This is a genomic window from Glycomyces xiaoerkulensis (assembly GCF_002798405.1).
GTDB classification, from domain to species: Bacteria; Actinomycetota; Actinomycetes; order Mycobacteriales; family Micromonosporaceae; genus Glycomyces; species Glycomyces xiaoerkulensis.
Window position 1 is genome coordinate 79,407 of record NZ_PGGV01000015.1, and the last position, 25,591, is coordinate 104,997.

The following is a 25,591-nucleotide window of genomic DNA, read 5'->3' on the forward strand; positions in this document are numbered from 1 at the left end:
CATAGGTGTCGGACTCGCCTCACCCCCACTCGTCGAACTCCGGGTTCGGCTCGCCGGTGGGCCGAACCCCGAAGTAGCTCAAGGCGAACTCGTTGATCTCCTTGAACGCCTCGCCGGTGGTCCCGCCGCCGCCTCCGCCGTCGGGGACGTAGGCGCTCACGGCCACCACGTACTGCGGGTCCTCGGCCGGGGCGAAGCCCACGAAGGACGCCACCGAGCCGTCGGCGTACACGCCGTCGCGCACCAACTGGCCGGTGCCGGTCTTGCCGGCCAGGTGGTAGCTCTCCAGCGCGGCATTCCTGCCGGTGCCGGTGCCGGCGTAGATCGGGGCCTGCAGCAGGTGCTGCAGGTCCGCGGCGGTCTGTTCGGACACGACCCGCCGGGCTTCGGATTCGGTCTCCTCCTCGGCCGGCCGGCCCTGCGCGTCGATGAGCTCCCGCACCAGGGTCGGCCTCGCATACGTCCCGTCGTTGGCGATCGCCCCGTAGACGGCGGCCATCTGGACCACGGTGGCGGTGATCTCGTGTCCGATCGGGATGGAGCCGTGCGAGGTCCCCGACCACCGCTCGGGTTCGAGCAGCATGCCCGGCGCCTCCCCGTCGATGCCGACGCCGGTGGGCTCGCCGAGCCCGAACGCCTGCTGGTACGAGTAGAGCTTCTCGGGACCGAGGCAGTCGGCCAGCCGGATGGTGGCCACGTTGGACGACTGGGCGATGATGCCGGCCAGGCTCAGTTGCGCGCCGCCGTGGGGGTAGGTGTCGGTGTAGTCCTCGCCGCCCTTGTTGATGGACTGCGCCACGGACATGGTGCCGTCGGCCTCGATGCAGCCCTCCTCGAGCGCGGCGGCGAAGACGATCGCCTTGTGGATCGAACCGGGGTCCACTGTGGCTTGCGAGCCGTAGTCGCGGTAGGCCTCCACGTCGTCGACTTCGAACGGGTTGGCCGCGTCGTAGGTCGGGGTCGAGGCCATCGCCAGCATCTCGCCGGTGCCGACCTCCATGACCATGGCCGAGCCGAACTCGGCGTCGTGGTCGGCGACGGTGTCCTCCAGGATCTTCTGCACCTGGAACTGCAGGTCGGCGTCGATGGTGAGCCGGACGTCCTTGCCCGGCACGGCTTCCTGCTCGCGGAAGAAGGCGCCCGGGATCGGCTGCCCGGAGCGGCCGCGCTCGTAGGAGACCTCGCCGTCGACGCCGCGCAGCCACTCGTCGTAGCTCGACTCGATGCCGCTGAGGCCCTCGCCGTCGTCCCCGCCGGTGAAGCCGATGACGTTGGCGGCCAAGTCGTGGCCGGGCACCACGCGCCGCTCGTCGTCGCCGACGATGAGGCCGGGGTCGCCGATCCGCTCGATCCGGTCGCCGACGGCCAGGTCGACGCCTCGCTGGAGGTAGGCGAACTGGATCGGATCGCCCTCCGGGGTGGCCTCGGTGGCGATCGCCGGTTCGAGCTCCGAGGCCGGTACCCCGAGCAGGGGCCCCAGTTCGGCGGCGAGGTCGGCCGCGTCGGCCTCGACGCGGGTGGGGTCGACGGCGATGAAGTTGGCCTCGACCGAGTAGGCGAGGCGGTGTCCGTTGCGGTCGAGGATCCCGCCGCGCTCGGCCGGGAGCGGCTCGGTGACCAGGCGCTGGTCGAACGCGTCGGAGGCGTAGGCGGCCGCGTCGGTGGCCTGGAGCTGCACCAGCCTGCCGGCGGCGGCGACCAGCATGATGAGCACCAGTGCCGACACGAACCGCAGGCGGCGGCCGGTGTTGCCGATGCGGGGCAGGTCGCGTACGGGCCGGATCGGGGCGCCCGGCCCGGAAGCACGGCGGCGCCGCGGCGGCGCCGCAGGGGCGCGCCGGGGCCGGGGCGCGGCTTTGCGGGGCGGCGCCTCCCTGCGCTGCCGACGCTGCGGCTCGCCGCGTTCGGGGTCGGGCTCGGCCTCGATTCGGCGGCGCTGCCGCGAGCGCGCGGCGGCCTCGCGGCGGCGCCGCGCCGCGAGGTCGTCGCTCTCCCGCTGGGCGGCCCGCTGACGGGCGCGGCGGGCGGCCTCGCGGTCGCGCGCGCCGTGCTCGCGGGCGCGGTTGTCCTCGGCCGGCTCGGACGACGCCGCCTCGCGGACGGTGCGTCCGCGAGGCGTGTAGCTCCGGGCCCGGCTGATCGACGAGCGTCCGCGCCGCCGGGGATCGGATTCGGTCATCGGCGGCTACTCCTCGGCCCCGCTCCAGGGCACCTCGACGGTCTCGCCTTCCGGCAGGTACAGGTAGGTGACCTTGTCGGGCCGCTCCATGCCGTACCGGGAGGCCTCGGCCTCGAGGTTGTTCGGCGAGTTGAGCTGCGACAGCTCGTCGGCCAGCTCCTGCTCGGCCTGGCTGAGCTGCGCCTGCTCGCTGCGCAGTTCCTGCAGGTGGTAGGCGTCCTCGTTGATGACGGTGTTGAGCAGCAGCAGGCCCACGATGCCGGCGACGACCAGCGCCAGCACCCCGGCGACGAACGCCGGGCGCGGCACCTCGACCGGGTCGGGCGCCGGCCGCGCGGCCGGGCGTTCGGAGGTGCGGGTGCGGCGTTGCGGCTGCGGCTCCGGCTCGGTGCGGCGCTCGGGGGCGGCCGGCGCCTCGGCCGGGGACTCGACCGGGTCGGCCGCCGGCTGGACCGCGAGCGCGCCGTCGGCCACCGGAGCCTCGCCCGCTTCGCCGATCAGGGCGCGCCGTCGCGAGGAGGCGGCTCGCGCCCGGCGGCGGGCGGCCTTGATGATCTCGTCGGCGTCTGCCTGGGGCCGACGGTAGGGCGCGTTGCTCATGAGTCGCCTCCTTCTCGCGTGGGCGGGGCCAGCCGCTCGGCGGCGCGCAGCCGGGCCGGCGCGCTTCGCGGATTCCGGTCGAGTTCGGTCTGGGTGGGCTGTTGGGCTTTCCTCGTCAGGAGTCGGTACTGGGGCTCGGTGCCGGGCAGGTCGACCGGAAGGCCGGCCGGGGTGGTCGATTTGGTGCGGCGCACCAGTTCGCGTTTGGTGATGCGGTCCTCCAGGGAGTGGTAGGACAGCACCACCACTCGCCCGCCGGGGGCGAGCGCGTCGAGCGCGGCCGGGAGTGCCGCGGCCCAGGTGTCGAGTTCGGCGTTGACCTCGATGCGCAGGGCCTGGAAGGTCCGTTTGGCGGGGTGCCCGCCGGTCCGGCGGGCCGGGGCCGGGATCGCCTCGCGCACCAGCTCGGCCAGCATCCTGCTCGAGGTGATCCTGGCCTCGCCCCGGGACCTGACGATGGCGCGGGCGATCCGGGGGGCGAATTTCTCCTCGCCGTATTCGCGGAGCAGTCGCACGAGGTCGGCGGTGTCGTAGGTGTTGACGACGGTCTCGGCGGTGAGCTCGTCCTCGGGGTCCATGCGCATGTCCAGCGACGAGTCCTGGGCGTAGGCGAAGCCGCGTTCGGGACGGTCGAGCTGCATCGAGGAGACGCCGAGGTCGAACAGGACTCCGTCGGCGGCGCGGTGGCCGTGCTCGGTGAGGATTTCGCCGATCCGGTCGTAGACGGCCCGGACCGGGACGAAGCGGTTTCCGAAGCGGCGGAGCCGTTCGGTGGCGTGGTCGAGCGCGGCGGGGTCGCGGTCGAGGCCGAGGACGGTGAGGCCGGGGTGGGCGGTCAGGAGCGCCTCGGTGTGGCCTCCGGCGCCGAGGGTGGCGTCGACGGCGACCGCGCCGGGCTTCGACACGGCCGGCGCGAGGCGCGCGAGCACTTGGTCGAGCATGACCGGCACGTGCGGTGCGCTCATGACGTTCACCTCCATTCGTCTCACAGTCCTTCGGGCAGGTCGCCCTGTTCGATGTCGGCGAAGGCCTCTTCGGAGGCCTCCAGGTATTGCTCCCAGGTGGCGGCGTTCCATATCTCGACGCGGTTGGAAGCGCCGATGACGATCAGGTCGCGTTCGAACCCGGCGTATTCGCGGAGCCGGGCGGGGATGGTCACGCGTCCCTGCTTGTCGGGCACTTCGTCGTGCGCGGAGGCGAAGAAGACGCGGTTGTAGGCGCGGGCGGCCTTGCTGGACATGGGCGCGGCCTGGAGCGCTTCGGCCAGGCGGGCGAACTCGTCCTCGGGGAAGACGTAGAGGCACCGCTCCTGGCCCTTCGTGATCACCACTCCCTCCGCGAGTGCGTCCCTGAATTTCGCGGGGAGGATCACGCGGCCCTTGTCGTCGAGGCGCGGGGTGTGGGTGCCGAGGAACATCGGCGCCACCCCCTGTGCCTTGCGAGCCGTGCGGCCCTCCGGCCGCGACGGCGGGACCCCCGTCCCACCAGTGCGCCCCACATTACTCCACTTCCCCCCACCTTTGGGGGTTGTTTCCGGCCGAATTCCATGATTCAGGTGATGGATCAGCAGCTCAGCGTTGGTAGTGGGGTGTGGAGTGACGGCTACGCCACCCGCCGGTATTGCCCGAACGGTCCTCACATTTCACGCGTTCGGGTGGGGGCGGCTCCGGGGCACCCGGCACCTCACGCAGCCGGCGCCACTCGGAGCGGCCCGCGGTGCGCGTGTGACAAACTCTTGTGCAGAGCCGTCGAGTCCGATCAAGTGGAAAGCGAGCCCGCATGAGCGCGAATCTCCCTGCACGCGCGAAATTCGCCACCGCACTGCTGCGGACCGCCGCGGTGATGTCGAGGGCGACCGGGCGCGGCGACGGATCGGTCATCGGGGGGCGCGTCGGCCTCATCGTCGAGCCCCGGCTGCTGGAGCTGCTGGCCGACGGCCGCCATGTGGTGCTCGTGTCGGGCACGAACGGCAAGACGACCACCACGCGGTTCGCGACCGCCGCGCTGGAGGCGAACGGCAAGGTCGCCACCAATTCCTACGGCGCCAACATGCCCACCGGGCACGCCACCGCCCTCGCCAAGAGCCTCCGGGCCACGTACGCGGCGCTCGAGTGCGACGAGCACTACCTCGGCCAGCTCCTGGATGCGGCGCATCCGAAGGTCGTGGCGCTGCTGAACCTCTCCCGCGACCAGCTCGACCGGGCGATGGAGGTGACGGCGCTGGCCGCCAAGTGGCGCCAGACGCTGCAGGCCCAGGCCGGGCACACCACCGTCGTGGCCAATGCCGACGATCCGCTCGTCGTCTGGGCCGCCTCGGTGTGCGAGCGGGTGGTGTGGGTCGCGGCCGGGCAGAGCTGGACGGCCGATTCGGCGATCTGCCCCAACTGCGGCAACCATCTCGACCGGTTCGGGGAGTTCTGGCGGTGCACCAACTGCGGGCTCAATCGCCCCAGTCCCCAGTGGTCGGTGGCGCAGACCGGCGAGGCGGTCGTCGGTCCCGACGGGCGCCGCTACGACCTCGACCTGCAGTTGCCGGGGCGGGTCAACCGGGCCAACGCCGCGACGGCCCTGGCGATCGCGAGCCTGTTCGGCGTCGAACCCGCCCAGGCGGCACCGCGGCTGTCGCAGGTCACCTCGGTGGCGGGCCGGTACGCGAAGGTGGAGCGTGACGGACGCCGGCTGCGGCTGCTGCTGGCCAAGAACCCGGCCGGGTGGCTGGAGTCGTTCGACATGATCGAGCAGGGCCCGCCGGTGGTCCTGTCGCTCAACGCCCGCCAGGTCGACGGTTTCGACACCTCCTGGATCTACGACGTCGACTTCACCTCGCTGGCCGGGCGCAAGGTCGTCGTGACCGGCGACCGGCGAACCGACCTGGCCGTCCGCTTGGAGGTCGACGGGGTCGACTTCGTCGTCGCCGAGGACATCGGCGGCGCCATCGCGGCCGTCGCCCCAGGGCCGGTGGAGGTCGTGGCCAACTACACGGCGTTCCAAGACATCCGCGCGGAATTCAACCGCGTCAACTGACCGACCGGAAAGCGGTTTGATCGTGGCACCTAGCACCCTGCGCATCATCTGGCTCTACCCCGACCTGCTGTCGACCTACGGCGACCGGGGAAACCTCCTGGTCCTGGCCCACCGCGCCCGGGCCCGGGGCGTCGAGGTCGAGCCGATGCAGATCCGCAGCGACCAGCACATCCCGCAGAGCGCCGACATGTACCTCATCGGCGGCGGCGAGGACGGACCCCAGGCGGTGGCGGCCGAACGGCTGCTCGACGACGGCACCCTGGCCCGGGCCGCCGACGACGGCAGGCCGATCCTGGCCGTCTGCGCCGGCTACCAGATCCTCGGCGAGTCCTTCTACGCCAACGACCGCTGCCACCCCGGCCTGGGCATCCTCGACCTGCGCTCCGACCGCGGCGAGAGCCGCGCGGTAGGCGAACTGTCCGGCGAGGGCCACCCCGGGCTCGGGGTCGGCTCCATCACCGGCTTCGAGAACCACGGCGGCCGCACCCGTCTGGGCGAGGCGGTCCAGCCGCTGGCGCACGTGAGCGCCGGGACCGGCAACGACGGCGTCGCCGAGGGCGCCTGGGCCGGCCACGTCATCGGCACCTACATGCACGGCCCCGCCCTGGCGCGCAATCCCCGCCTGGCCGACGTGCTGCTGGCCTGGGCGGTCGGGGTCGACCCGGCCGGACTGCCGCCGCTCGACGACACCTGGCCGGAGCGGCTGCGTTCCGAGCGGTTCGCCGCCCTCGCTCCCGAATGACGACCCCGAGCCGCCGGGGGCCAGAATCATGTAGGCGATTCGAAACATCGCGAGTTAGTTTAGTCAGGCAACTAACACGCACACCCTGGAGGACCCTCGCATGGACTGGCCCAACGGCGTCGACGGACTGTGCTACGGCGGCGACTACAACCCCGAGCAGTGGCCCGAATCGGTCTGGGACAACGACGTCGCGCTCATGAGGGAGGCCGGGGTCAACCTGGTCACCATCGGCGTCTTCTCCTGGGCCGCCCTCGAACCGCGCGAAGGCGAATACGACTTCGGCTGGCTCGACCGGATCATGGACCGCCTCCACGACGGCGGCATCGCGGTCGACCTGGCCACGCCCACCGCCTCCCCGCCGCCCTGGTTCACCCTCGCCCACCCCGACGCGCTGGGCGAGCGCCCCGACGGCACCCGCCAGATCCACGGCTCCCGCGACACCTACGACGTCCACGCCCCCGCCTACCGGGAAGCGTCGCTGCGGATCGCGGGCGCTCTGGCCGAACGCTACGCCGCCCACCCGGCGCTGGCGATGTGGCACGTCCACAACGAATACGGAACCACCAGCCACTCCGTCCACGCCGAACGGGCCTTCCGCGCCTGGCTGCAGGGCAAATACGAGACCCTCGACGCGCTCAACCGCGCCTGGTGGGGCGCCTTCTGGTCCCAGCGCTACTCCGATTGGGACCAGATCATGGCCCCCCGCGCCACCCAGTACCTGACCAACCCCGCCCAAGAGCTCGACTTCAAGCGCTTCACCTCCGACGCCCTGCTCGACCACTACCGCGCCCAGCGGAACCTGCTCCACCGGGCCGGCCCCGACATCCCCATCACCACCAACTTCGTGTTCGGCCCCTGGGTGCCGGTCGACCAGTGGCGGTGGGCCGGCGAAGTCGACCTGGTCGCCTTCGACTCCTACCCGGGCGCGGCCGACCGGACCGCCGAGCAGCACAGCGCCCTCCACGCCGACCTGGCGCGCTCCTGGGCCGGCGGCGATCCGTGGCTCCTGATGGAACAGTCCGCCGGCACCGTCCACACCCCGGACGGCTCGATCCCCAAGGGCCCCGGCCGGATGGCCCGGCACTCGATGATCCACATCAGCCGCGGCTCCAAGGGCGCCATGTTCTTCCAGTGGCGCTCCGGGCGCGGCGGCGCCGAGCAGTGGCATTCGGCGCTGGTGCCACACGCCGGCGAGCACACCCGCACCTTCCGCGAGGTCGTCGACCTCGGACAGGCGCTACCGGCTCTGGCCGAGACCGCCGACGAACCGGTCGAGGCGGATACGGCGATCCTGTGGAGCCCCGAGTCCTGGTGGGCCACCGGCGGACACGCCTCCCTGCCGGCGCCGTTCGACTACTTCGAGAACGTCGCCCAGATCCACCGAGTGCTGCGCGACCGGGGGGTCGTGGCCGACTTCGCCTCCCCCGAAGGCGACCTGAGCAAGTACGCCACCGTGATCGCGCCGAGCACCTACGTCCTCAGCTCCGCCGCCTCCGAGAACCTGCGCTGGTTCACCGCAGGCGGCGGTCGACTGGTCGCCTCCTACCTCACCGGCGCGGTCGACGAGCACTGCCAGGTCTGGCTCGGCGGCTTCCTCGGCGGCCTGACCGACCTGTTCGGCGTCCGCGTCCTCGAGCACCTCCCCCAGCCGGACGGGGAGGTGCGGGCACTGTGGAACTTCGGCAACGCCGAGCGGTTCTGCGAACTGCTGGAGATGCGCGGCGCCCAGTGCGTCACCCAGTACGCCGGCGGCGAACTGACCGAGGACCGGCCCGCGGTCACCGTCAACCCCTTCGGGAAGGGCGAGGCCTGGTACGTCTCCTGCAAACTCGTTGACGAGGCCTGGGACCGCCTGTTCGAGGCCCTCGAGCTGAACGGCCCCGGCTCGGCCGGCGTCGACGTGGTCGACCGCGGCCGGTGGCGGTACATCATCAACCACACCGACACCGAGACCCGGATCGGACGCACCATCGTCCCGGCCGGCGGCTGGGCGGTCGACAGGCGACCCGAATAACCGGTTCCGCCCTCCCTGCCGGACGGCCGCACTTAGGCTCGGCCCTATGAGCACCGACGATCCCGAGGGGGAGACATGGAGATACTGATCGTGGGCTCGGGCAACATGGCCCGCGGCATCGGCACCCGGCTCATCGCCGGCAGGCACGGCGTCCGCTTCGCCGACCGGCAGCCCGAAAAGGCCGTCGCACTCGCCGGGGAGCTCGGCGGCGACACCGCCGGCGAGGCGCTCGACGACCCCGGCGGCGCCGAAATCGTCATCCTCGCCACGCCTTATCAGGGGAGCCTGCAAGTGGCCGAACGCTGGGCCGACCGCCTCGCCGGGACGACCGTCGTCGACATCTGCAACCCGGTCGACTTCGCCGGCTTCGACTCGCTGGTGACCCCGCCCGACCGGTCCGCCGCCGAGCAGATCGCCGCGACCGCGCCCGACGCGGCGGTGGTCAAGGCCTTCAACACCACCTTCGCCAGCCGCCTCGCCGCCTACGGCGCCCTCGACGTCTTCATCGCCGGCGACGACGAGAACGCGTGCGCCAAGGTCGCCCTGGTGTGCGAGGACGGCGGCCTGCGGCCGATCCTGGTCGGCGGCCTCAAGCACGCCGGGTCCCTGGAGGGCATGCAGCTACTCCACATGAAGGTCCAGGATCAGATCCAGGGCAATTGGTCCACCCACCTGGCCATCGAGCGCTGAGGCGGCGCCCGGACGCAGTCCCTCCGGCTCGCCCGGATCGATTACGCTCTGAAGGCATGCGAACCATCGGCCTCATCGGAGGCATGTCCTGGGAGTCCTCCGCCGAGTACTACCGGCTCATCAACACCGGGGTCCAAACCCGGCTCGGCGGCCGGCACAACGCCGAGAGCCTGATGGCGACGGTCGACTTCGACCGGATCGAGGCCATGCAGCGCGCCGGAGGCTGGGAGGCAGCCGCAGGACTGCTGGCCGATGCCGCCGCATCCCTGGAACGCGGCGGCGCCGAACTGATCGCCCTGTGCACCAACACGATGCACCTGGTGGCCGATCAGGTCGCCGGTGCGGTGACCGTCCCGTTCGTCCACCTGGTCGACGCCACCGCCGCGAGCGTCAACGCCGCCGGCATCGACAGGGTCGGCCTGCTGGGGACCCGGTTCACCATGGAAATGGGCTTTTACGCCGAACGCATGGCCGAGCACGGCGTCACGGTGGTGGTCCCCGAGGAGGCCGAACGCGCCATGGTGCACGAGGTCATCTACGACGAGCTGACCATGGGCACGGTGAATCCCGGCTCCCGGGAGGCCTTCCGGCGCGTCATGGCGGCCCTGGCCGAGCGCGGCTGCGACGGGATCGTCTTCGGCTGCACCGAGATCACGCTCCTGGTCGGCCGGGCCGACAGCCCGGTCCCGGTGTTCGATTCCACCCGAATCCACGCCGAGCGCCTGGTGGAGCTGGCGCTGGAGACCGGCGGCTAGGAGCGGTCAATCGGGGAGGCGGATCTCGAAGCCGATGGCGCGGTAGGCGGTCTCGGTGAGCAGGGCCCGCTTCGGTTCGGCGATGTCGCCGAAACGGGCGTCGGGGGTGAGATGGCGTAGGCGGGGATCGTCGAGGACCGCCTCGGCCGGTCCGCCGGTGATCAGGGCGTCGAGGTCGGTGCCGCCGAGCACGGCCGCGGCGGCGTCGGCGGCGCGCCGGCCGGCGGCTTTGGCCTGGCCTTCGCGGCGGCGGGCGAATCGCTGCTGGGACTGGCCGCCGGCCTTGGTCTTGCCTTGGACGTAGGCCGAGGCGGTCTTGGAGGCGGTGATGCGGCCGTCGGCGACCACGCCGACCGAGAAAGCGCCCTTGCGGGCGAGCAGGACACCGAGGCGGCGGGGTTCGAGGGCGTAATCGCGCAGGCGTCCGGCGACTTCGAGCGGTTCGCCCTCGAGCAGCCACTCCGGCGGGATGCCGCCGGTCAGCGCCCAGGTGACGGCGGCCGTGGTCCCGTCGTGCGACTCGAGGGTCCAGGCGTCGCCTTCGGCGTGGTGGGCGGCGATGCCGCCGTTGCGTTCGCCGAATCGCTCCACCCAGCGCGGGAGGCGTTCGGGCTCGACCTCGACGATCCGGCCGCCGCCCGCGGCGGGGCGGACTCTGGTCATGATCAGACGTTGAAGCCGAGCGCGCGGAGCTGGTCGCGGCCCTCGTCGGTGATCTTGTCGGGGCCCCACGGCGGGATCCACACCCAGTTGATGCGCAGGTCGGAGACGAGGCCGCCTTCGGCGCCGCCGGTGAGGGCGGAGCGGGACTGGTCCTCGATGACGTCGGTCAGCGGGCAGGCCGCGGAGGTGAGCGTCATGTCGAGGGTGGCGACGTTCTCGTCGTCGACGTGGACGCCGTAGATAAGCCCGAGGTCGACGACGTTGATGCCGAGCTCGGGGTCGACGACGTCCTTCATGGCTTCGAGGATGTCCTCGTCGGTGGGCTTGGTGGTTTCGGTCATTTTACTCGGCTCCCCCTCGCGGAGTCGGGACTGAGGCTTCGGCCCGGATGAGCGCGTCCTTGAGCGCCATCCAGCCCAGCAGCGCGCACTTGACGCGCATGGGGTACTTCGAGACCCCGGTGAAGGCCACGGCGTCCTCGAGGGTGTCCTCGTCGGGCTCGCCGAGGCCCTTGGAGTTCATCAGCTCGGTGAACTCGTCCATCTTCGTGCGCGCTTCGTCGACGGGGACGTCGTTGACCAGCTCGTAGAGCACCGAGGCCGATGCCTTCGAGATAGAGCAGCCGACGTTCTGGTAGGAGACGTCGGCGAGCCGGCCGTCCTCGACGTGCACGCGCAGGGTGATCTCGTCGCCGCAGGTCGGGTTGACCTGGTGCGACTCGCCCTCGTACGGCTCCCGCAGGCCGGTGCCCCGCGGGTGCTTGTAGTGGTCGAGGATGACTTCCTGGTACAGCTCGTCCAAATCCATCAGGCAAACACCTTTCGCACCTTCTCCAACGCTGACACGAGGCGATCTATTTCGTCGGTGGTGGTGTAGACGTGGGCCGAGGCGCGGGTGGTGGCGGTCACGCCGAAGCGGGCGCAGGTCGGCTTGGCGCAGTGGTGGCCGACGCGCACGGCGATGCCCTCGGAGTCGAGGACCTGGCCGACGTCGTGCGGGTGGATGTCGGCGAAGGTGAACGACACGGTGGCGATGCGGTCGGTCGGCACGTCGGGGCCGATGACGGTGAGGCCGTCGACGGCGCCGAGGCCCTCGAGCATGTAGCCGGCCATGTCCTGCTCGTGGGCGCGGACGTGGTCCATGCCGAGCGCCTCGAGGTATTCGATCGCGGCGGCCAGGCCGACCGCCTCGGCTACCGGCGGGGTGCCGGCCTCGAACTTCGCCGGGGGCCCGGCGAAGGTGGTCCGCTCCATCGTGACCGTCTCGATCATCGATCCGCCGGACAGGAACGGCGGCATGGCGCCGAGCAGTTCGGCGCGGGCCCACAGCATCCCGATGCCGGTCGGGCCGAGCATCTTATGGCCGGTGAAGGCGATGAAGTCGACGCCGAGTCCGGCGACGTCGACCGGGAGATGCGGGGCGGCCTGGGAGGAGTCGAGTCCGACCAGAGCGCCGACCTCCTTGGCGCGGGCGACGACCGCTGCGGTCGGGTTGACCGTGCCGAGGAGGTTGGACACGTGGGTGAAGGAGACGACCTTGGTGCGTTCGTTGACGACCTCGTGGAGGTCGTCGAGGTCCAGCCGGCCGGAGTCGGTGACGCCGAGCCAGCGGAGCGTGGCGCCGGTGCGAAGGCAGAGCTGCTGCCAGGGCACGAGGTTGGCGTGGTGCTCCATCTCGGTGACCACGACCTCGTCGCCGGGCCGGAGCGTGAAGCGCGGGTCGGCGCCGCGTTCGACCGACGCGTTCTGGAACGCGTAGGTCATCAGGTTGATCGCCTCGGTGGAGTTCTTGGTGAAGATCACTTCGTCCGGGCTGGGCGCGCCGATGAAGGACGCGACCTTGGCCCGGGCGCCCTCGTAGGCGTCGGTGGCCTCCGCCGCCATGGTGTGGACCGAGCGGGAGATGTTGGCGTTCGAGTAGTCGCTGAACCGCCGCATCGCGTCGGTGACCTGGGCGGGTTTCTGCGAGGTGGCGGCCGAGTCGAGGTAGGCGAGCGGCTTGTCGCCGATCTTGCGCTGCAGGATCGGGAAGTCGGCGCGGACGGCCTCGACGTCGAGTGAGTTCACAGCCTCCACTTGACCCTCTGCTTTCTAGGCCGCCTTCGACCCGACGTAGGACTCGTAGCCTTCGGCCTCGAGCTTCTCGGCGAGCTCGGAGCCGCCCTCTTCGGCGATCCGGCCCTCGACGAAGACGTGGACGAAGTCCGGCTTGACGTAGCGCAGGATGCGCGTGTAGTGGGTGATGAGCAGGACTCCGGCGCCGGTCTCGGACTTGGCGTGCTCGATGCCGTCGGAGACCACGCGGAGGGCGTCGATGTCGAGCCCGGAGTCGGTCTCGTCGAGGACCGCGAATCGCGGCTTGAGCAGCTCCATCTGGACGATCTCGTGGCGCTTCTTCTCGCCGCCGGAGAAGCCCTCGTTGACGTTGCGGTTGATGAACGCCTCGTCCATCTTGAGCTCGGTCATGGCGCCCTTGAGGTCCTTCATCCAGGTGCGCAGCTTCGGGGCCTCGCCGTCGATGGCGGTCCTGGCGGTGCGCAGGAAGTTGGACACGCTGACGCCGGGCACCTCGACCGGGTACTGCATGGCCAGGAACAGGCCGGCGCGGGCCCGCTCGTCGACGCTCATGGCGAGGACGTCCTCGCCGTCGAGGTGGACCGAGCCGCCGGTGACCTCGTACTTCGGGTGGCCGGCCAGCGAGTAGGCCAGGGTCGACTTGCCTGAGCCGTTGGGGCCCATGATGGCGTGGGTCTGGCCGGATTCGATGGTGAGGTCGACGCCGTGCAGGATCGGCTTGGCGCCCTCGTCGGTGTCGACCGAGACTTCCAGGTTGCGGATCTCGAGCTTGCTCATACTGGTCTGGTTTCCTTTTAAGATTCGGTGGTCTTCGGTTTCAGGCTGAGGTAGACGTCGCCGTCTCGCACTTCGACCGGGTAGGTCGGCACGGGCGCGGTGGCCGGCGGCCCGGTCGGTTTGCCGGTGCGCAGGTCGAACATCGACCCGTGCAGCCAGCATTCGAGTGTGCAGTCCTCGACGTCGCCCTCGGAGAGCGCCACGGCCGCGTGGGAGCACTCGTCGTAGAGGGCGAACACCTCTTCGCCTCTGCGCACCAGCACGATCGAGGTGCCGTGGACGTCGGCGGCGGCGGCCTCGCCTTCGGGCAGGTCGCCGAGGGCGCAGACTCGCAGGAAATCGTTGTCGCTCATGCGCCGGCGACCACCTCTCCGGCGTCCAGCCGGGCGACGATGGTGTCGGTGAGCTCTTCGCGGAGGTCCTCGGACGGGATCTTCTGGACGATCTCGTTGAAGAAGCCCTTGACGACCAGGCGGCGGGCCTCGTCCTCGGGGATGCCGCGCGACTGGAGGTAGAACAACTGGTCGGCGTCGAACCGGCCGGTCGCCGAGGCGTGCCCGGCACCGACGATCTCGCCGGTCTCGATCTCGAGGTTCGGCACCGAGTCGGCGCGGGCGCCGTCGGACAGGACCAGGTTCCGGTTGACCTCGTAGGTGTCGGTGCCGGTGGCCTCGTCCTGGATGAGGACGTCGCCGACCCACACGGTGTGGGCGGTGTCGCCCTGGAGGGCGCCGCGGTAGTTCACGTAGGAGCGGCAGTCGGGCACGGAGTGGTCGACCAACTGGCGGTGCTCCAGATGCTGCCCGGATTCGGCGAAGTACAGGCCGAAGGCGTCGACGCTGCCGCCGCGACCGCCGTACGCGACCGACAGGAACTGGCGGACCAGGTCGCCGCCGAGGGTGACCGCGATGTGGTCGAGCTTCGCATCGGTGCCCAGGCGCGCGGCCTGGTGTTCGACCTGGACCGATTCGCGGTCCCACTCGGCCACCGAGACCAGGCGCAGGTGCGCGCCGTCGCCGACGACGATCTCGACGTTGTCGCCGAGGCGGGCCGGGCCGGTGTGCCGCAGGATCACCGTGACGTCGGCGTGGTGGCCGACCTCGATGAACGTGTGGGCCCAGGAGGCGCCGTCCAGGCCGCCGCCGGTGACGTCGACCCAGATCGGCTGGTCGGGCCGGGCCTCGGGTTCGACGGCGACGACGAAGGCGCCCTCGCTCTTGGCCCAGGCGACGGCGCTGGGCCGGTCGAACGGTTTGATGACCGAGCCGAGGCGCGGGTCGTCGCCCGCGACCGTCTCGGTCTTGACCCCGGCCGGCACATCGCGCACGACGTAGTCGACACCGGTGGCGGCGAGCGCCGTGTCCGGGTCGTCGAGCCCGGTGAGGCGCTTGACCGGCGTGAAGCGCCACTCCTCTTCGCGGCCGGTCAGGGCCGGGAAGTCCGCCGGGTCGTAGGACCGCAACTGCTGGAGCTTCGTCTTGGGCGGCGTCTCGCCGGCGCCGTGGGTGTGCGGGCGTGCCGCGACTTCAATGCTCATCGAATCCTGGTATTCCTTGTCCTTGCCGGGTCGACTAGCCGACCGCGCCTTCCATTTGCAGCTCGATCAGCCGGTTCAGTTCGAGGGCGTACTCCATCGGCAGCTCCTTGGCGATGGGCTCGATGAATCCGCGGACGATCATGGCCATGGCCTCGTCCTCGGTGAGGCCGCGGCTCATGAGGTAGAACAACTGGTCCTCCCCCACCTTGGAGACCGTCGCCTCGTGGCCCATGTCGACATCGTCCTCGCGGATGTCGACGTACGGGTAGGTGTCGGAGCGGGAGACGGTGTCGACCAGCAGCGCGTCGCACTTGACGGTCGACTTGGCGTGGTGCGAGCCCTCGTCGACCTTGACCAGGCCCCGGTAGGAGGTGCGCCCCCCGCCGCGGGAGATCGACTTGGAGATGATCTGCGAGGACGTGTTCGGCGCCGCGTGGGTCATCTTCGCGCCGGTGTCCTGGTGCTGGCCCGCTCCGGCCATCGCGACCGAGAGCACCTCGCCCTTGGCGTGCTCGCCGGTCATGACCACGGCCGGGTACTTCATGGTGACCTTGGAGCCGAGGTTGCCGTCGACCCATTCCATGGTCGCGCCCTGCTCGGCGACCGCGCGCTTGGTGACCAGGTTGTAGACGTTGTTCGACCAGTTCTGGATGGTCGTGTACCGCACCCGGGCGTCCTTCTTGGCGACGATCTCGACCACGGCCGAGTGCAGCGAGTCCGAGGAGTACACCGGGGCGGTGCAGCCCTCGATGTAGTGCACGAACGAGCCCTCGTCGGCGATGATGAGCGTGCGCTCGAACTGGCCCATGTTCTCGGTGTTGATCCGGAAGTAGGCCTGGAGCGGGATGTCGACGTGGACGCCCTTGGGCACGTAGATGAACGAGCCGCCCGACCACACGGCCGTGTTCAGCGCGGCGAACTTGTTGTCGCCGGTGGGGATCACCGTGCCGAAGTACTCTTCGAACAGCTCCGGGTGCTCGCGCAGGCCGGTGTCGGTGTCCATGAAGATGACGCCCTGCTCCTCCAGGTCCTCGCGGATGGAGTGGTAGAGCACGGTCGACTCGTACTGGGCGGCGACGCCGGAGACGAGCTGCTGGCGCTCGGCTTCGGGAATGCCGAGCTTGTCATAGGTCTTCTTGATGTCCTCGGGCAGCTCTTCCCACGACTCGGCCTGGTTCTCGGAGGCCTCGACGTAGTACTTGATGCGGTCGAAGTCGATGCCGGTCAGGTCCGCGCCCCAGTTCGGCATGGGTTTGCGGCCGAAGAGCCGGTGGCCCTTCAGGCGGCGCTTCAGCATCCACTCCGGTTCGCCCTTGCGCTCGGAGATGGCGCGGACGCCGTCCTCGGTCAGACCGCGCTGCGCGTCGGCGCCGGCGATGTCGGGGTCGGCCCAGCCGTACTCGTACCGGTCCAGGGAGGCGAGCGCCTCGTCCTGGCTCAGCGGCTCGGTCTTCTGCGTGTCGGTCATCTCAAGTCTCACCTTTGACCTGTCGGTTTTTCAGTCCTGTCGCTCCGCTTGCTGCCGCTCCGGAGCGGGCAACCGGACCGGGCCGGGGACGTGGGTCGTGCAGACCCCGTCGCCGTTGGCGATCGTCGCCAACCGCTGGACGTGGACGCCCAGCAGCCTGCTGATCACGCGGGTCTCCGCCTCGCACAACTGCGGGAACTCCGCGGCCACCCCTGCTACCGGGCAGTGGTGCTGGCACAACTGCCCGCCGGTGGCGATGACCGACGCCGTCGCGGCGTAGCCTTCGCCCGACAGGGCGTCTGCCAGCGCCTGCGCCCGCGCCATCGGATCGTCGGAGTCGACCCGGTCCAGAGCGGCCCGGCAGCGGGCCTCCAGGCGGGCGACCTGATCGGCGGCGAAGGCGCTGATGGCGTCCTCGCCCTCGAACCGGCGGATCCAGCGCAGTGCCTCGGTGGCGAGGTCGTCGTAGGTGTGGCCGAAGGACGAGCGGGCGCTGGGCGTGAGCTGGTAGTGCTTCGCCGGGCGGCCCCGCTTGGAGGTCTTGATGACCCTCGTTTCGACCTGGCCTTCGGACTCCATCGCGTCCAGGTGGCGCCGGGTGGCGGTGGCGGTGATGCCGAGGGCGCATGCGAGCTCCGCGGCCGTGGCGTGGCCGCGCTGGAGCAGCAGCCTCGACACCCGACGGCGGGTCTCCCCGTCGGTCGAGTGGCTGCCCGTCGCTCTCGTCACCATTTCCACAAGGAAAATGTTACGTAATTCCCTCGTCGATGTCGACAGCGCCGCTCGTGAAACACGGCACGCAGGGTTGCCTAACCTCACCGGATGGGGCGACGACGCGGCCCACACCGCGGCACCGGGCGCGAAGGCGGCGCGGGCCCCAAGGCTAGATTCTGGAGTGTGAACCTGATGCAGAGGGTCGCCGCCTCGTTCGCCCGGCCCCGAGCGGTCCGCCGCTGGGCCCTGGCCAGCCTGATCGCCAACATCGGCATCATCGTGACCGGCGGCGCGGTGCGCTTGACCGAGTCGGGACTGGGCTGCCCCGAGTGGCCCAACTGCACCCCCGAATCACTGGTGGCGACCCCGGAGATGGGCGTCTACGGCCTGATCGAGTTCGGCAACCGGCTCCTGACCTGGGGCCTGGGCGCGCTCGCCGCCGGGGCCCTGGCGGCGGCCTGGCTGCGCTCGCCGAGGCGCATGTCCCTGGTCAAGCTGGCGGTCGGGGTCCTCAGCATCATCCCGGTGCAGGCCGTGATCGGCGGCGTCACCGTCTGGACGAACCTGAACCCGTGGGTGGTGGGCCTGCACTTCCTGGGCTCGATCGGCATCCTGGTGTTCTCCACGGCCCTGTACATCCGCTCCGGCGAGCCCGACGGGCCGGCGGTCGCGCTGGTTCCGAGGCCGGTCAGGGTCCTCAGCCGGATTCTGGTGGCGTCGGCGCTGGTGACGATCACGCTCGGCGTGGTGGTGACCGGCTCCGGCCCGCACGCCGGGGACGCCGAGACGCCCCGCAACGGCCTCGACCCCGAGCTGCTGTCGGTGCTCCACGCCGACTCGGTGTGGCTCCTGATCGGCCTGAGCGTCGCGATGATCGCCGTGCTCCACGCGGTCGGGGCACCGGACACGGCCAAGCGGGCCTCCTACCTGCTGCTGGCCGTCGAGCTGCTGCAGGGCGTCATCGGGTACACGCAGTACTATCTGGGCCTGCCGGAGCTGATCGTCGGGATGCACATGCTGGGCGCGGCGCTGCTGTGGGTCGCGGTGCTGGCGATGGGCTACACGCTGCGAAAGCGCGAACCGGCCCCGGCCGGGTCGGTCTTGCATCGGATCGTGGTCGGCGACGAGGCCGAACCGGCGACGGCCTTATTCGAGGACGCCCGCGGTTCGGGTCGCCGCCACGATATCGGCCCATCGAGACTCCCGCGGAACGGCCTGCGCCGCGGGCCAGCACTTCGGCGACGGTCGGGCTCTCCGCGGCTTCGATCACCATGCGCCGCAAATGCCCCTGGAGGCTCATGCCCTCGGCGGCCGCGCGGGCCCGGATGACGTCGAGCCACTCATCGGGTATATCGCGGATCTGCACTGCGCTGCTCATGGATTGATGATAGGAAATTGCACCCATCGCCACCGCATTGATCGCATACGGGTGGTCGACCTCGCCCGGCACGCCGATACAGGACGTGGGCGGCCCGGCTCGGCCTTCGGCCGAGCCGGGCCGCTGTGTCGGCAATCGCTCAGTTCTTTCCTGTTGGTTGGAGGGTAATGAAGGTGACCGAGTAGGGCTCGAATTCATAGGTGAACTCGTTGCCCAGTCCGGTGGCCTTCTCGGTCTCGGGGTAGAGGACCGGTTCGGCGCCGAGGATGTTGTCGCAGCCCGGGTCGCAGGCCAGGGTGGTGACCGTCCCGTTCTTGCGGAGTTTCGAGCCCTCGAGCTCGACCTCGGTGCCGACCGCCTCCTCGCGGGCGTTGACGACCTTGAGCGTCACCGCTCCGGTCTCCTCGTCGCGGGTGGCGACCTGGTAGAGCGGCTCGATGCGCTGCTCGTCGACCACGCTGAATGCCTCCTCGCCGTCGACGTAGCCGGTGATGGTGCGGCCGCGCACCTCCAGGCGCAGCTCGTAGGTGCGGCCGGTCTCGATGATCGTGTCGTGGTTGACCAGGGTCGACTTGCCGCCGCCGCTGGCCTTCTCCACCGCCGAGGTGGTGTTGCCCCAGCCGCCGAGGTTCCACCAGTAGTAGTCGTCGGTGCCCTCGACGCCGAACATCACCAGGAAGCCCTCGTCGCCGTCGGTCTTGGTGGCCTTGACTTCAAGGTCGTAGTTCGACCAGTCGGTCTCGCCTGCCACCGAGCGGGCGTCTTCGATCAGCTCGGTCTGGTGGTAGGCGCCGTCGACGACCTCCCAGGTTCCGGTCGGGTTCCCGCCGGGGCCGGTCGGGGTCCAGGAGTCGGCGCCGGAGGCGAAGTCGTCCTCGAACAGGACCGTCCCGTCCTCGGCGGTGACGCGCACGTCGTCGTAGGCGGCGGCGGTGTTCCAGGTGGCCAGGCCGATCCCGCCGGCGATGTCCGGCTGCTCGAGCGGAGCGGCCTCCAGCGTAGAGGCGAACACCTGGTCGCCGGCGTTGGTGCTGAACAGCTTCTGCACCTCGTAGCTGGTCGAGGCGACCGACCGGTGGTTGTCGAACCAGATCATGTCCGGCGCCCAGTCGACGTAGTCGATGTTGGACAGCAGCGGCGCGTAGGAGGCCAGATCGACCACGTCGCCGTTGCGTTCGATGCCGGTGAGGTACGAAGCCTCGGACAGCGCGTTCCACCACGTGTTGCCCTGGGAGGCGTATTCGCCGAGGAACACGTGCGGGCCTTCGCGGTCGTAGGAGTCGTAGCGGTCGTTGTTGGAGAGGAACCACTCCGGCGAGTTGTAGTAGTGCTCGTCGACCAGGTCCGCGTCGTACTCGCGGGCGAGGTCCCAGCCCCGGTCGAAGACCGGGCCCTGGTCGTCCGGTCCGGAGTTGGCGATGACCTTGATGTCGGGGTACGCCTCGCGGATCGCCGCGTCGAACTCCGGGTAGTGCGCCTCGTATCCGTCGGAGTTGGGCTCCTCGTTGCCCACACCGATGTACTCCAGGCCGAACGGCTCGGGGTGGCCCATCTCGGCGCGCACCGCGCCCCACTCGGTGTCGACGCCGCCGTTGGCGAACTCGATGAGGTCCAGCGCGTCCTGCACCAATCGGTCGAGCTGCTCGGGCGTGGCGACCTCGTTCCAGCCGCATCCGGTCACGCCCGCCTGGACCACCGGGATCGGCTCGGCGCCGAGGTCCTCGGAGAACTGGAAGTACTCGTAGTACCCGATGCCGTAGGACTGGTTGTAGCCCCACATGTTGAAGTTGGTCTTGCGCTCCTCGACCGGGCCGACGGTGTCCTTCCAGTTGTAGAAGCGCTGCCGGCTGTCGGGGTCGAAGGTGCCGGAGTTGACCAGGCACCCGCCGGGGAAGCGCAGGAACGACGGTTCGAGGTCGGCCAGGAGCTCGGCGAGGTCGGCCCGCATGCCGTTCTCGCGGCCCAGGAACGTGTCCTGCGGGAACAGCGAGACCATGTCGAGATCGACCGCGGCGTCGGTGGACAGCGAGAGGCGGCCGTCGATCGTGGACTCGGAGGCGTTCAGGACGGTCTCGAGCTTCATCCACTCGCCGCCGTAGGCGTTCACGGTGGCCGTGCCGCTGACGGGGGTGCCGTCGGCGTCCAGCAGCCGGGCGGTGAGGTTGGCGTTCGCGTCCGCTCGGGCCCACACCGAGAAGTCGTAGGGCTCGCCGGCCTCGACGGCCATGCCGCTGTTGTAGCCGGCGTTGACGATCGTCGTGCCGGCTTCGGCGGCGAGGTAGTTGACGTTGTTCTCGTGCAGTCCTGAGTTATCGCTAACATCGGCAGCGCCGTCCACGGTCCAGGCCGTCAGCGAGTGGTAGGAGGCGTTGTCGGCCGGGCCGAACTCGAAGGACCGGTTCTGCACCAGTTCGGCGTAGAGGCCGCCGTCGGCGGCGTGGTTGATGTCCTCATAGAACAGGCCGTAGAGCCTGTCGGAGATGTCGGTGGCGTCCTCCAGGTCCACCTTGATCTTGGCATCGGTGTCATCGGCCGATGCCCCGGTCGCGGTGAGGGAGGTGATCACGATGGCCGCGGCGGCGGCCGTGGCCGTGACCGCCGCGGTTCGGGGTCGTCTGAGGAGTTTCATCTTCTCCCGTCCTCTGATTCGAAAGATGTCGACCCATTCAACACTTTATCGATCAACGCGTCAATGCCCCGGAGACACTCCCTCCCCTGCGGTACCGCTCCGGGGCGAGCCGGGCGCGGCCAATACAATCGAAAGGTGACTGCTCCCACCACTCCTCGCGACCGCATCCTGGGCTGCCTCATCGGAGGCGCGGTCGGCGACGCCCTCGGGGCGCAGGTCGAGTTCGACCCCTGGCCGCAGATCCGGCACGAGTGGGGTCCGGACGGGGTGACCGAGCTGCGCTTCCCCTACATCACCGACGACACGCAGATGACCCTGTTCACGATCGAGGGTCTGCTGGAGGCCGCCGAGGGCGCCGAGTTCGACTCGGTGCGGCGGGCATACCTGCGGTGGTACGACACCCAGACCACGCCGATGCCCCCGATGGGCGCCCGCGGCCTCGCCGGCGAACCGTGGCTCTACATGCGCCGCGCCCCCGGCAACGCCTGCCTCTCGGGTCTGGCGCGCGGCGGCGAGCGCGGCGTGAACCCCGACTCGAAGGGCTGCGGCACGGTGATGCGCTCGGCGCCGTTCGGGCTGCTTGCCCCCACCCCCGAGCGTGCCTACGAGCTGGCCGCCGACTGCTCGGCGATCACCCACGGCCACCGCACCGCCGGGGTGGCGGCAGGGGCACTGGCGATGACGGTGGCTCACCTGCTGCGCGGCGAGCGGGCGCAGAAGGCGGTCTCGCACACGATGCTGCACCTGCGGCGGAACCTGGACCGGTCGGAGACCGTCGACGCCATGCAGCGGGCCTACGAGCTGGCGGGCAACGAGCCGCCCGGACCGAACTCGTGCGCGCCGCTCGGCGAGGGCTGGGTCGCCGAGGAGGCGCTCGCGATCGCGGTCTACTGCCTGCTGGGGACGGACGACGCCCGCACCGCGCTGATCGCCTCGGTCAGCCACGGCGGCGACTCGGACTCGACCGGCGCGATCCTCGGCAACCTTTTGGGAGCGGCGTACGGACACGCGGCGATCCCCGCCGACTGGGTCGGCACGGTGGAGGGCCGCGACACGATCGCGGCCCTGGCCGACCGGATCAGCGCCGCTAAATGAGGAACGAGTCCACCGCCAGCGCCAGGAACAAGAGGGTCAGGTAGCTGGTGGACCAGTGGAACAGCCGCATCGGCTTGGGATCCTCGCCGCGGTTCACCCGGCCCAGCAGCTTGTGGCACTCCAGCACGAACAGGCCGCCGGTCGCCAGCGCGACGGTGCCGTAGAGCCAGGTGGCGCCGAGCGGGACGGCGACCATCGAGACGGCCAGGGTCAGCCAGCCGTAGACGACCGACTCGACCGCGACTCGTTTGGCGGGGGCGACGGCCGGGAGCATGGGGATGCCGGCGGCGGCGTAGTCGTCCTTGAACTTCATGGCGAGGGCGTAGAAGTGCGGGGGCTGCCAGAGGAAGACGACGGCGAACAGGACCCAGGCCATCCACGACATGTGCCCGGTGACGGCGGCCCAGCCGATGAGCACCGGCGCGGCGCCGCAGGCGCCGCCCCACACGGTGTTGTACGGGGTGGTGCGCTTGAGCCAGATGGTGTAGACGACGTCGTAGTAGACGATCGCGCCGAAGGTGAGGGCGGCGGCGAGCGGCCCGACCACCGCCCACATGCCGAGCACGGCGGCCGCGCCGATGATGAGCCCGAAGACGAGGGCGTTGCGCGGGGGGATCTCCTGCTTGGCCAGGGGCCGGCGGGAGGTGCGGCGCATGAGCTGGTCGAGGTCGCGGTCGATGTAGCAGTTGATCGCGTTGGCCGATCCGGCGGCGAGTGCGCCGCCGAGGACGGTGGCGACGACCGCGCTGAGGGCGGGCAGGCCGTCGTGCTCCATCCGGGCGGCGACGAGCATGGCCGGGACGGTGGTGATCAGGAGCAGTTCGACGATGCGCGGCTTGGTCAGGGCGACGTAGCCGCCGACTCGGGCGCGCAGATCCGGTCGGGCCTGATCGGGGGTTTCGCGGGGAACCCGGATCCGGGGCCGTACCGGGGGTGTGGGCTGCTCGTTCATCGGGGCTCACCCTACGGTGCTGCGGACGGCGCCGGCCGGGCCGGGCCGAGCACTGCGATGTGCGCCTCCATGGGCGCCGAGTGGCTGGTGGGCGGGCTCACAGACTTCCGGTTTCGCCCTCCGAGAGACCGCGCCTAAAGTTCGGGGTCGATAGGTAGGGTCTGAGGAAAACGTATCCTCCCCGCATACGACGAGTACCAAGGAGTAACGCAGTGGCACAGTTCGAGTGGACCGACCTCGACCGGAAGGCGGTCGACACGGCGCGGCTGCTGGCCGCCGACGCGGTCGAGAAGGCCGGCAACGGCCACCCCGGAGCGGCCATGAGTCTGGCCCCGGTCGCCCACACCTTGTTCCAGAAGGTGATGCGCCACGACCCGAGCGAACCCACTTGGGAAGGCCGCGACCGGTTCGTGCTGTCGGCGGGCCACTCGAGCCTGACCCTGTACGTGCAGCTCTACCTCTCGGGCTACGGCCTGGAGCTGGAGGATCTCCAGAGCCTGCGTCAGTGGGGCTCGTTGACGCCGGGGCACCCCGAGCACGGGCACACCGCCGGCGTCGAGACCACCACCGGGCCGCTCGGGCAGGGCCTGGCCAACGCGGTCGGCATGGCGATGGCCGCCCGCCGCGAGCGCGGGCTGTTCGACCCGGAGGCGCCGGTGGGCTCGAGCCCGTTCGACCACCACATCTACGCGATCGCCTCCGACGGCGACATCGAGGAGGGCGTGACCCACGAGGCGTCGGCGATCGCCGGCCACCAGGAGCTGGGGAACCTGGTCCTGATCTACGACGACAACCAGATCTCGATCGAGGACGACACCGACGTGGCGCTGTCGGAGGACGTCGCGGCCCGCTACGAGGCCTACGGCTGGCACGTCCAGACCGTCGACTGGAAGTCCGGCGGTGAGTACAAAGAGGATCCGCAGGAGCTGTTCGAGGCGCTCGAGGCCGCCAAGGCCGAGACCGGGAAGCCCTCGCTGATCCGCCTGCGCACCATCATCGGCTGGCCGGCGCCGAACGCGCAGAACACCGGCGCGGCCCACGGCGCGAAGCTCGGCGCCGAGGAGCTCGCGGCCACCAAGGAGGTCCTCGGGTTCGACCCGGACCGGTCGTTCGCCGTGTCCGACGAGGTCCTGGAGCACACCCGGGGAGCGATCGAACGCGGCCGGAAGGCCCGCGCCGCCTGGCAGACCGGTTTCGACGAGTGGGCGGCGGCCAACGCCGAGCAGAAGGCGCTCCACGACCGCCTGTGGGCCGGCGAGCTGCCCGAGGACTTCGAGGCGGTCTTCCCCGAGTTCGAGGCCTCCGAGAAGGGCGTCGCCACGCGTGCCGCCTCCGGGAAGGTGCTCGGGGCGCTGGCGCCGATCATGCCGGAACTGTGGGGCGGCTCGGCCGACCTGGCCGGGTCGAACAACACCACCATGGCCGGCGAGCCGTCGTTCCTGCCCGAGCACCGCTCGACCAAGAAGTTCCCCGGCAACCCCTACGGCCGGACCCTCCACTTCGGCGTCCGCGAGCACACCATGGGCGCGATCCTCAACGGCATCAAGCTGCACGGCCCCACCCGCCCCTACGGCGGCACCTTCCTGGTGTTCTCCGACTACATGCGCGGCTCGGTGCGGCTGAGTGCGGTCATGCAGCAGCCGGTGGTGTACGTGTGGACGCACGACTCGATCGGTCTGGGCGAGGACGGCCCCACCCACCAGCCGGTCGAGCACCTGGCGGCGCTGCGGGCCATGCCGGGCCTGGACGTCATCCGCCCGGCCGACGGCAATGAGACCGCCGTGGTCTGGAAGACGCTCCTGGGAAACACCGACCGGCCGTCCGCCTTGGCGCTGACCCGCCAGGCCGTCCCGACCTTCGACCGGGACCGGTTCGCCCCGGCCGAGCACGCCGCCAAGGGCGGATACGTCCTGTCCGACACCGACGGCACTCCCGACGTGATCCTCATCGGCACCGGCTCGGAGGTCCAGTTGGCGGTGGCCGCCGCCGATGCCCTCGCCGGCGAGGGCATCGCGGCCCGCGTGGTCTCGATGCCGTGTCGCGAGTGGTTCGACGAGCAGGACGAGGCCTACCGCGAATCGGTGCTGCCCACCGAGGTCAAGGCCCGCGTCTCGGTCGAGGCCGGGGTTGCCATGCCGTGGCGCGACATCGTCGGCGACGCCGGCGTGTCGGTCTCTCTGGAGCACTTCGGGGCCTCCGCGCCGTTCCAGAAGCTGTTCGAGCAGTTCGGGATCACCGCCGACGCGGTCGCCGACGCGGCCCGCGCCTCTATCAAAAAGGCCAAATAGAACAGGCAAGG

At 70.5% G+C, this 25,591-nt stretch carries 23 protein-coding genes; 8 read left to right on the plus strand and 15 right to left on the minus strand.

Annotated features, from left to right (window positions below; genetic code table 11):
- Positions 1 to 19 precede the first annotated feature (19 nt).
- From CUT39_RS05190 to mraZ, 4 genes are read right to left on the minus strand one after another with little or no spacing between them, the layout of a single operon-like run.
- Positions 20 to 2,179, minus strand: coding sequence for a peptidoglycan D,D-transpeptidase FtsI family protein (locus tag CUT39_RS05190; protein ID WP_100444905.1), 2,160 nt, complete (start codon positions 2,177 to 2,179; stop codon positions 20 to 22).
- A 6-nt stretch (positions 2,180 to 2,185) separates the two neighbouring features.
- The gene (locus CUT39_RS05195) at positions 2,186 to 2,779 is read right to left on the minus strand and encodes a hypothetical protein (protein ID WP_100444906.1); all 594 of its coding nucleotides are present in this window, start codon (positions 2,777 to 2,779) and stop codon (positions 2,186 to 2,188) included.
- Positions 2,776 to 3,759, minus strand: a complete 984-nt coding sequence (rsmH, locus tag CUT39_RS05200; RefSeq protein ID WP_100444907.1) for a 16S rRNA (cytosine(1402)-N(4))-methyltransferase RsmH — start codon at positions 3,757 to 3,759, stop codon at positions 2,776 to 2,778. Before rsmH ends, CUT39_RS05195 begins: the two co-directional genes overlap by 4 nt.
- 5 nt (positions 3,760 to 3,764) lie before the next feature.
- A complete protein-coding gene (gene mraZ / locus CUT39_RS05205) occupies positions 3,765 to 4,196 on the minus strand; it encodes a division/cell wall cluster transcriptional repressor MraZ (RefSeq protein ID WP_100445007.1) in 432 nt (143 codons plus the stop codon).
- Positions 4,197 to 4,558: 362 nt separating this feature from the next.
- Here mraZ and CUT39_RS05210 point away from each other — a divergent pair, with 362 nt between their 5' ends.
- The 5 genes from CUT39_RS05210 (at position 4,559) to CUT39_RS05230 (ending at position 10,004) form a co-directional block, all read left to right on the plus strand.
- Complete coding sequence (locus CUT39_RS05210; protein ID WP_100444908.1) at positions 4,559 to 5,803, plus strand: MurT ligase domain-containing protein; 1,245 nt, start codon at positions 4,559 to 4,561, stop codon at positions 5,801 to 5,803.
- A 22-nt stretch (positions 5,804 to 5,825) separates the two neighbouring features.
- Positions 5,826 to 6,545, plus strand: a complete 720-nt coding sequence (locus CUT39_RS05215; protein WP_100445008.1) for a type 1 glutamine amidotransferase — start codon at positions 5,826 to 5,828, stop codon at positions 6,543 to 6,545.
- 100 nt (positions 6,546 to 6,645) lie between these two features.
- Positions 6,646 to 8,559 carry a beta-galactosidase gene (locus CUT39_RS05220; protein ID WP_198586895.1) on the plus strand — a complete coding sequence of 638 codons (1,914 nt, stop codon included), beginning with the start codon at positions 6,646 to 6,648 and terminating at the stop codon, positions 8,557 to 8,559.
- Between the two features lie 75 nt (positions 8,560 to 8,634).
- Complete coding sequence (locus CUT39_RS05225) at positions 8,635 to 9,249, plus strand: NADPH-dependent F420 reductase (RefSeq protein WP_100444909.1); 615 nt, start codon at positions 8,635 to 8,637, stop codon at positions 9,247 to 9,249.
- Between the two features lie 56 nt (positions 9,250 to 9,305).
- Positions 9,306 to 10,004 carry an aspartate/glutamate racemase family protein gene (locus CUT39_RS05230; protein ID WP_100444910.1) on the plus strand — a complete coding sequence of 233 codons (699 nt, stop codon included), beginning with the start codon at positions 9,306 to 9,308 and terminating at the stop codon, positions 10,002 to 10,004.
- A 6-nt stretch (positions 10,005 to 10,010) separates the two neighbouring features.
- Here the strand turns inward: CUT39_RS05230 and CUT39_RS05235 are convergent, their stop codons facing one another.
- From CUT39_RS05235 to CUT39_RS05275, 9 genes are read right to left on the minus strand one after another with little or no spacing between them, the layout of a single operon-like run.
- A complete protein-coding gene (locus CUT39_RS05235; protein WP_100444911.1) occupies positions 10,011 to 10,667 on the minus strand; it encodes an acVLRF1 family peptidyl-tRNA hydrolase in 657 nt (218 codons plus the stop codon).
- A gap of 2 nt (positions 10,668 to 10,669) precedes the next feature.
- On the minus strand, positions 10,670 to 11,008 hold the full coding sequence (locus CUT39_RS05240) for a metal-sulfur cluster assembly factor (protein WP_100444912.1): 339 nt from the start codon (positions 11,006 to 11,008) through the stop codon (positions 10,670 to 10,672).
- 1 nt (position 11,009) lies between these two features.
- Positions 11,010 to 11,474 (minus strand): Fe-S cluster assembly sulfur transfer protein SufU, encoded by a 465-nt coding sequence (sufU, locus tag CUT39_RS05245; protein ID WP_100444913.1) that lies wholly within the window; start codon positions 11,472 to 11,474, stop codon positions 11,010 to 11,012.
- Complete coding sequence (locus CUT39_RS05250) at positions 11,474 to 12,742, minus strand: cysteine desulfurase (RefSeq protein ID WP_100444914.1); 1,269 nt, start codon at positions 12,740 to 12,742, stop codon at positions 11,474 to 11,476. The genes sufU and CUT39_RS05250 overlap by 1 nt, the downstream gene beginning before the upstream one ends.
- A 15-nt stretch (positions 12,743 to 12,757) precedes the next feature.
- Complete coding sequence (sufC, locus tag CUT39_RS05255; protein ID WP_100444915.1) at positions 12,758 to 13,519, minus strand: Fe-S cluster assembly ATPase SufC; 762 nt, start codon at positions 13,517 to 13,519, stop codon at positions 12,758 to 12,760.
- 17 nt (positions 13,520 to 13,536) lie between these two features.
- Positions 13,537 to 13,872: a non-heme iron oxygenase ferredoxin subunit gene (locus tag CUT39_RS05260; RefSeq protein ID WP_100444916.1), complete on the minus strand. Its 336-nt coding sequence runs from the start codon at positions 13,870 to 13,872 to the stop codon at positions 13,537 to 13,539.
- On the minus strand, positions 13,869 to 15,056 hold the full coding sequence (gene sufD, locus CUT39_RS05265) for a Fe-S cluster assembly protein SufD (RefSeq protein ID WP_100444917.1): 1,188 nt from the start codon (positions 15,054 to 15,056) through the stop codon (positions 13,869 to 13,871). Before sufD ends, CUT39_RS05260 begins: the two co-directional genes overlap by 4 nt.
- A 34-nt stretch (positions 15,057 to 15,090) precedes the next feature.
- Positions 15,091 to 16,524, minus strand: a complete 1,434-nt coding sequence (gene sufB, locus CUT39_RS05270) for a Fe-S cluster assembly protein SufB (RefSeq protein WP_100444918.1) — start codon at positions 16,522 to 16,524, stop codon at positions 15,091 to 15,093.
- A 30-nt stretch (positions 16,525 to 16,554) separates the two neighbouring features.
- Positions 16,555 to 17,256, minus strand: coding sequence for a helix-turn-helix transcriptional regulator (locus tag CUT39_RS05275; protein WP_100444919.1), 702 nt, complete (start codon positions 17,254 to 17,256; stop codon positions 16,555 to 16,557).
- A gap of 174 nt (positions 17,257 to 17,430) precedes the next feature.
- Here CUT39_RS05275 and CUT39_RS05280 point away from each other — a divergent pair, with 174 nt between their 5' ends.
- Positions 17,431 to 18,567: a COX15/CtaA family protein gene (locus CUT39_RS05280; protein ID WP_100444920.1), complete on the plus strand. Its 1,137-nt coding sequence runs from the start codon at positions 17,431 to 17,433 to the stop codon at positions 18,565 to 18,567.
- A gap of 188 nt (positions 18,568 to 18,755) precedes the next feature.
- On the opposite strand, the gene CUT39_RS05285 is transcribed toward CUT39_RS05280, so the two are convergent.
- Complete coding sequence (locus CUT39_RS05285) at positions 18,756 to 21,245, minus strand: alpha-L-arabinofuranosidase C-terminal domain-containing protein (protein ID WP_100444921.1); 2,490 nt, start codon at positions 21,243 to 21,245, stop codon at positions 18,756 to 18,758.
- Positions 21,246 to 21,380: 135 nt separating this feature from the next.
- On the opposite strand from CUT39_RS05285, the gene CUT39_RS05290 reads away from it, so the two are divergent.
- Positions 21,381 to 22,340, plus strand: coding sequence for an ADP-ribosylglycohydrolase family protein (locus tag CUT39_RS05290; RefSeq protein WP_198586897.1), 960 nt, complete (start codon positions 21,381 to 21,383; stop codon positions 22,338 to 22,340).
- Here the strand turns inward: CUT39_RS05290 and CUT39_RS05295 are convergent.
- Positions 22,333 to 23,292, minus strand: coding sequence for a heme o synthase (locus CUT39_RS05295; RefSeq protein WP_100444923.1), 960 nt, complete (start codon positions 23,290 to 23,292; stop codon positions 22,333 to 22,335). The two genes, CUT39_RS05290 and CUT39_RS05295, sit on opposite strands and share 8 nt — an antisense overlap.
- Before the next feature lie 212 nt (positions 23,293 to 23,504).
- On the opposite strand from CUT39_RS05295, the gene tkt reads away from it, so the two are divergent.
- Entirely contained in the window at positions 23,505 to 25,580 is a 2,076-nt protein-coding gene (gene tkt, locus CUT39_RS05300; protein ID WP_198586898.1) for a transketolase, read from the plus strand.
- Positions 25,581 to 25,591 lie beyond the last annotated feature (11 nt).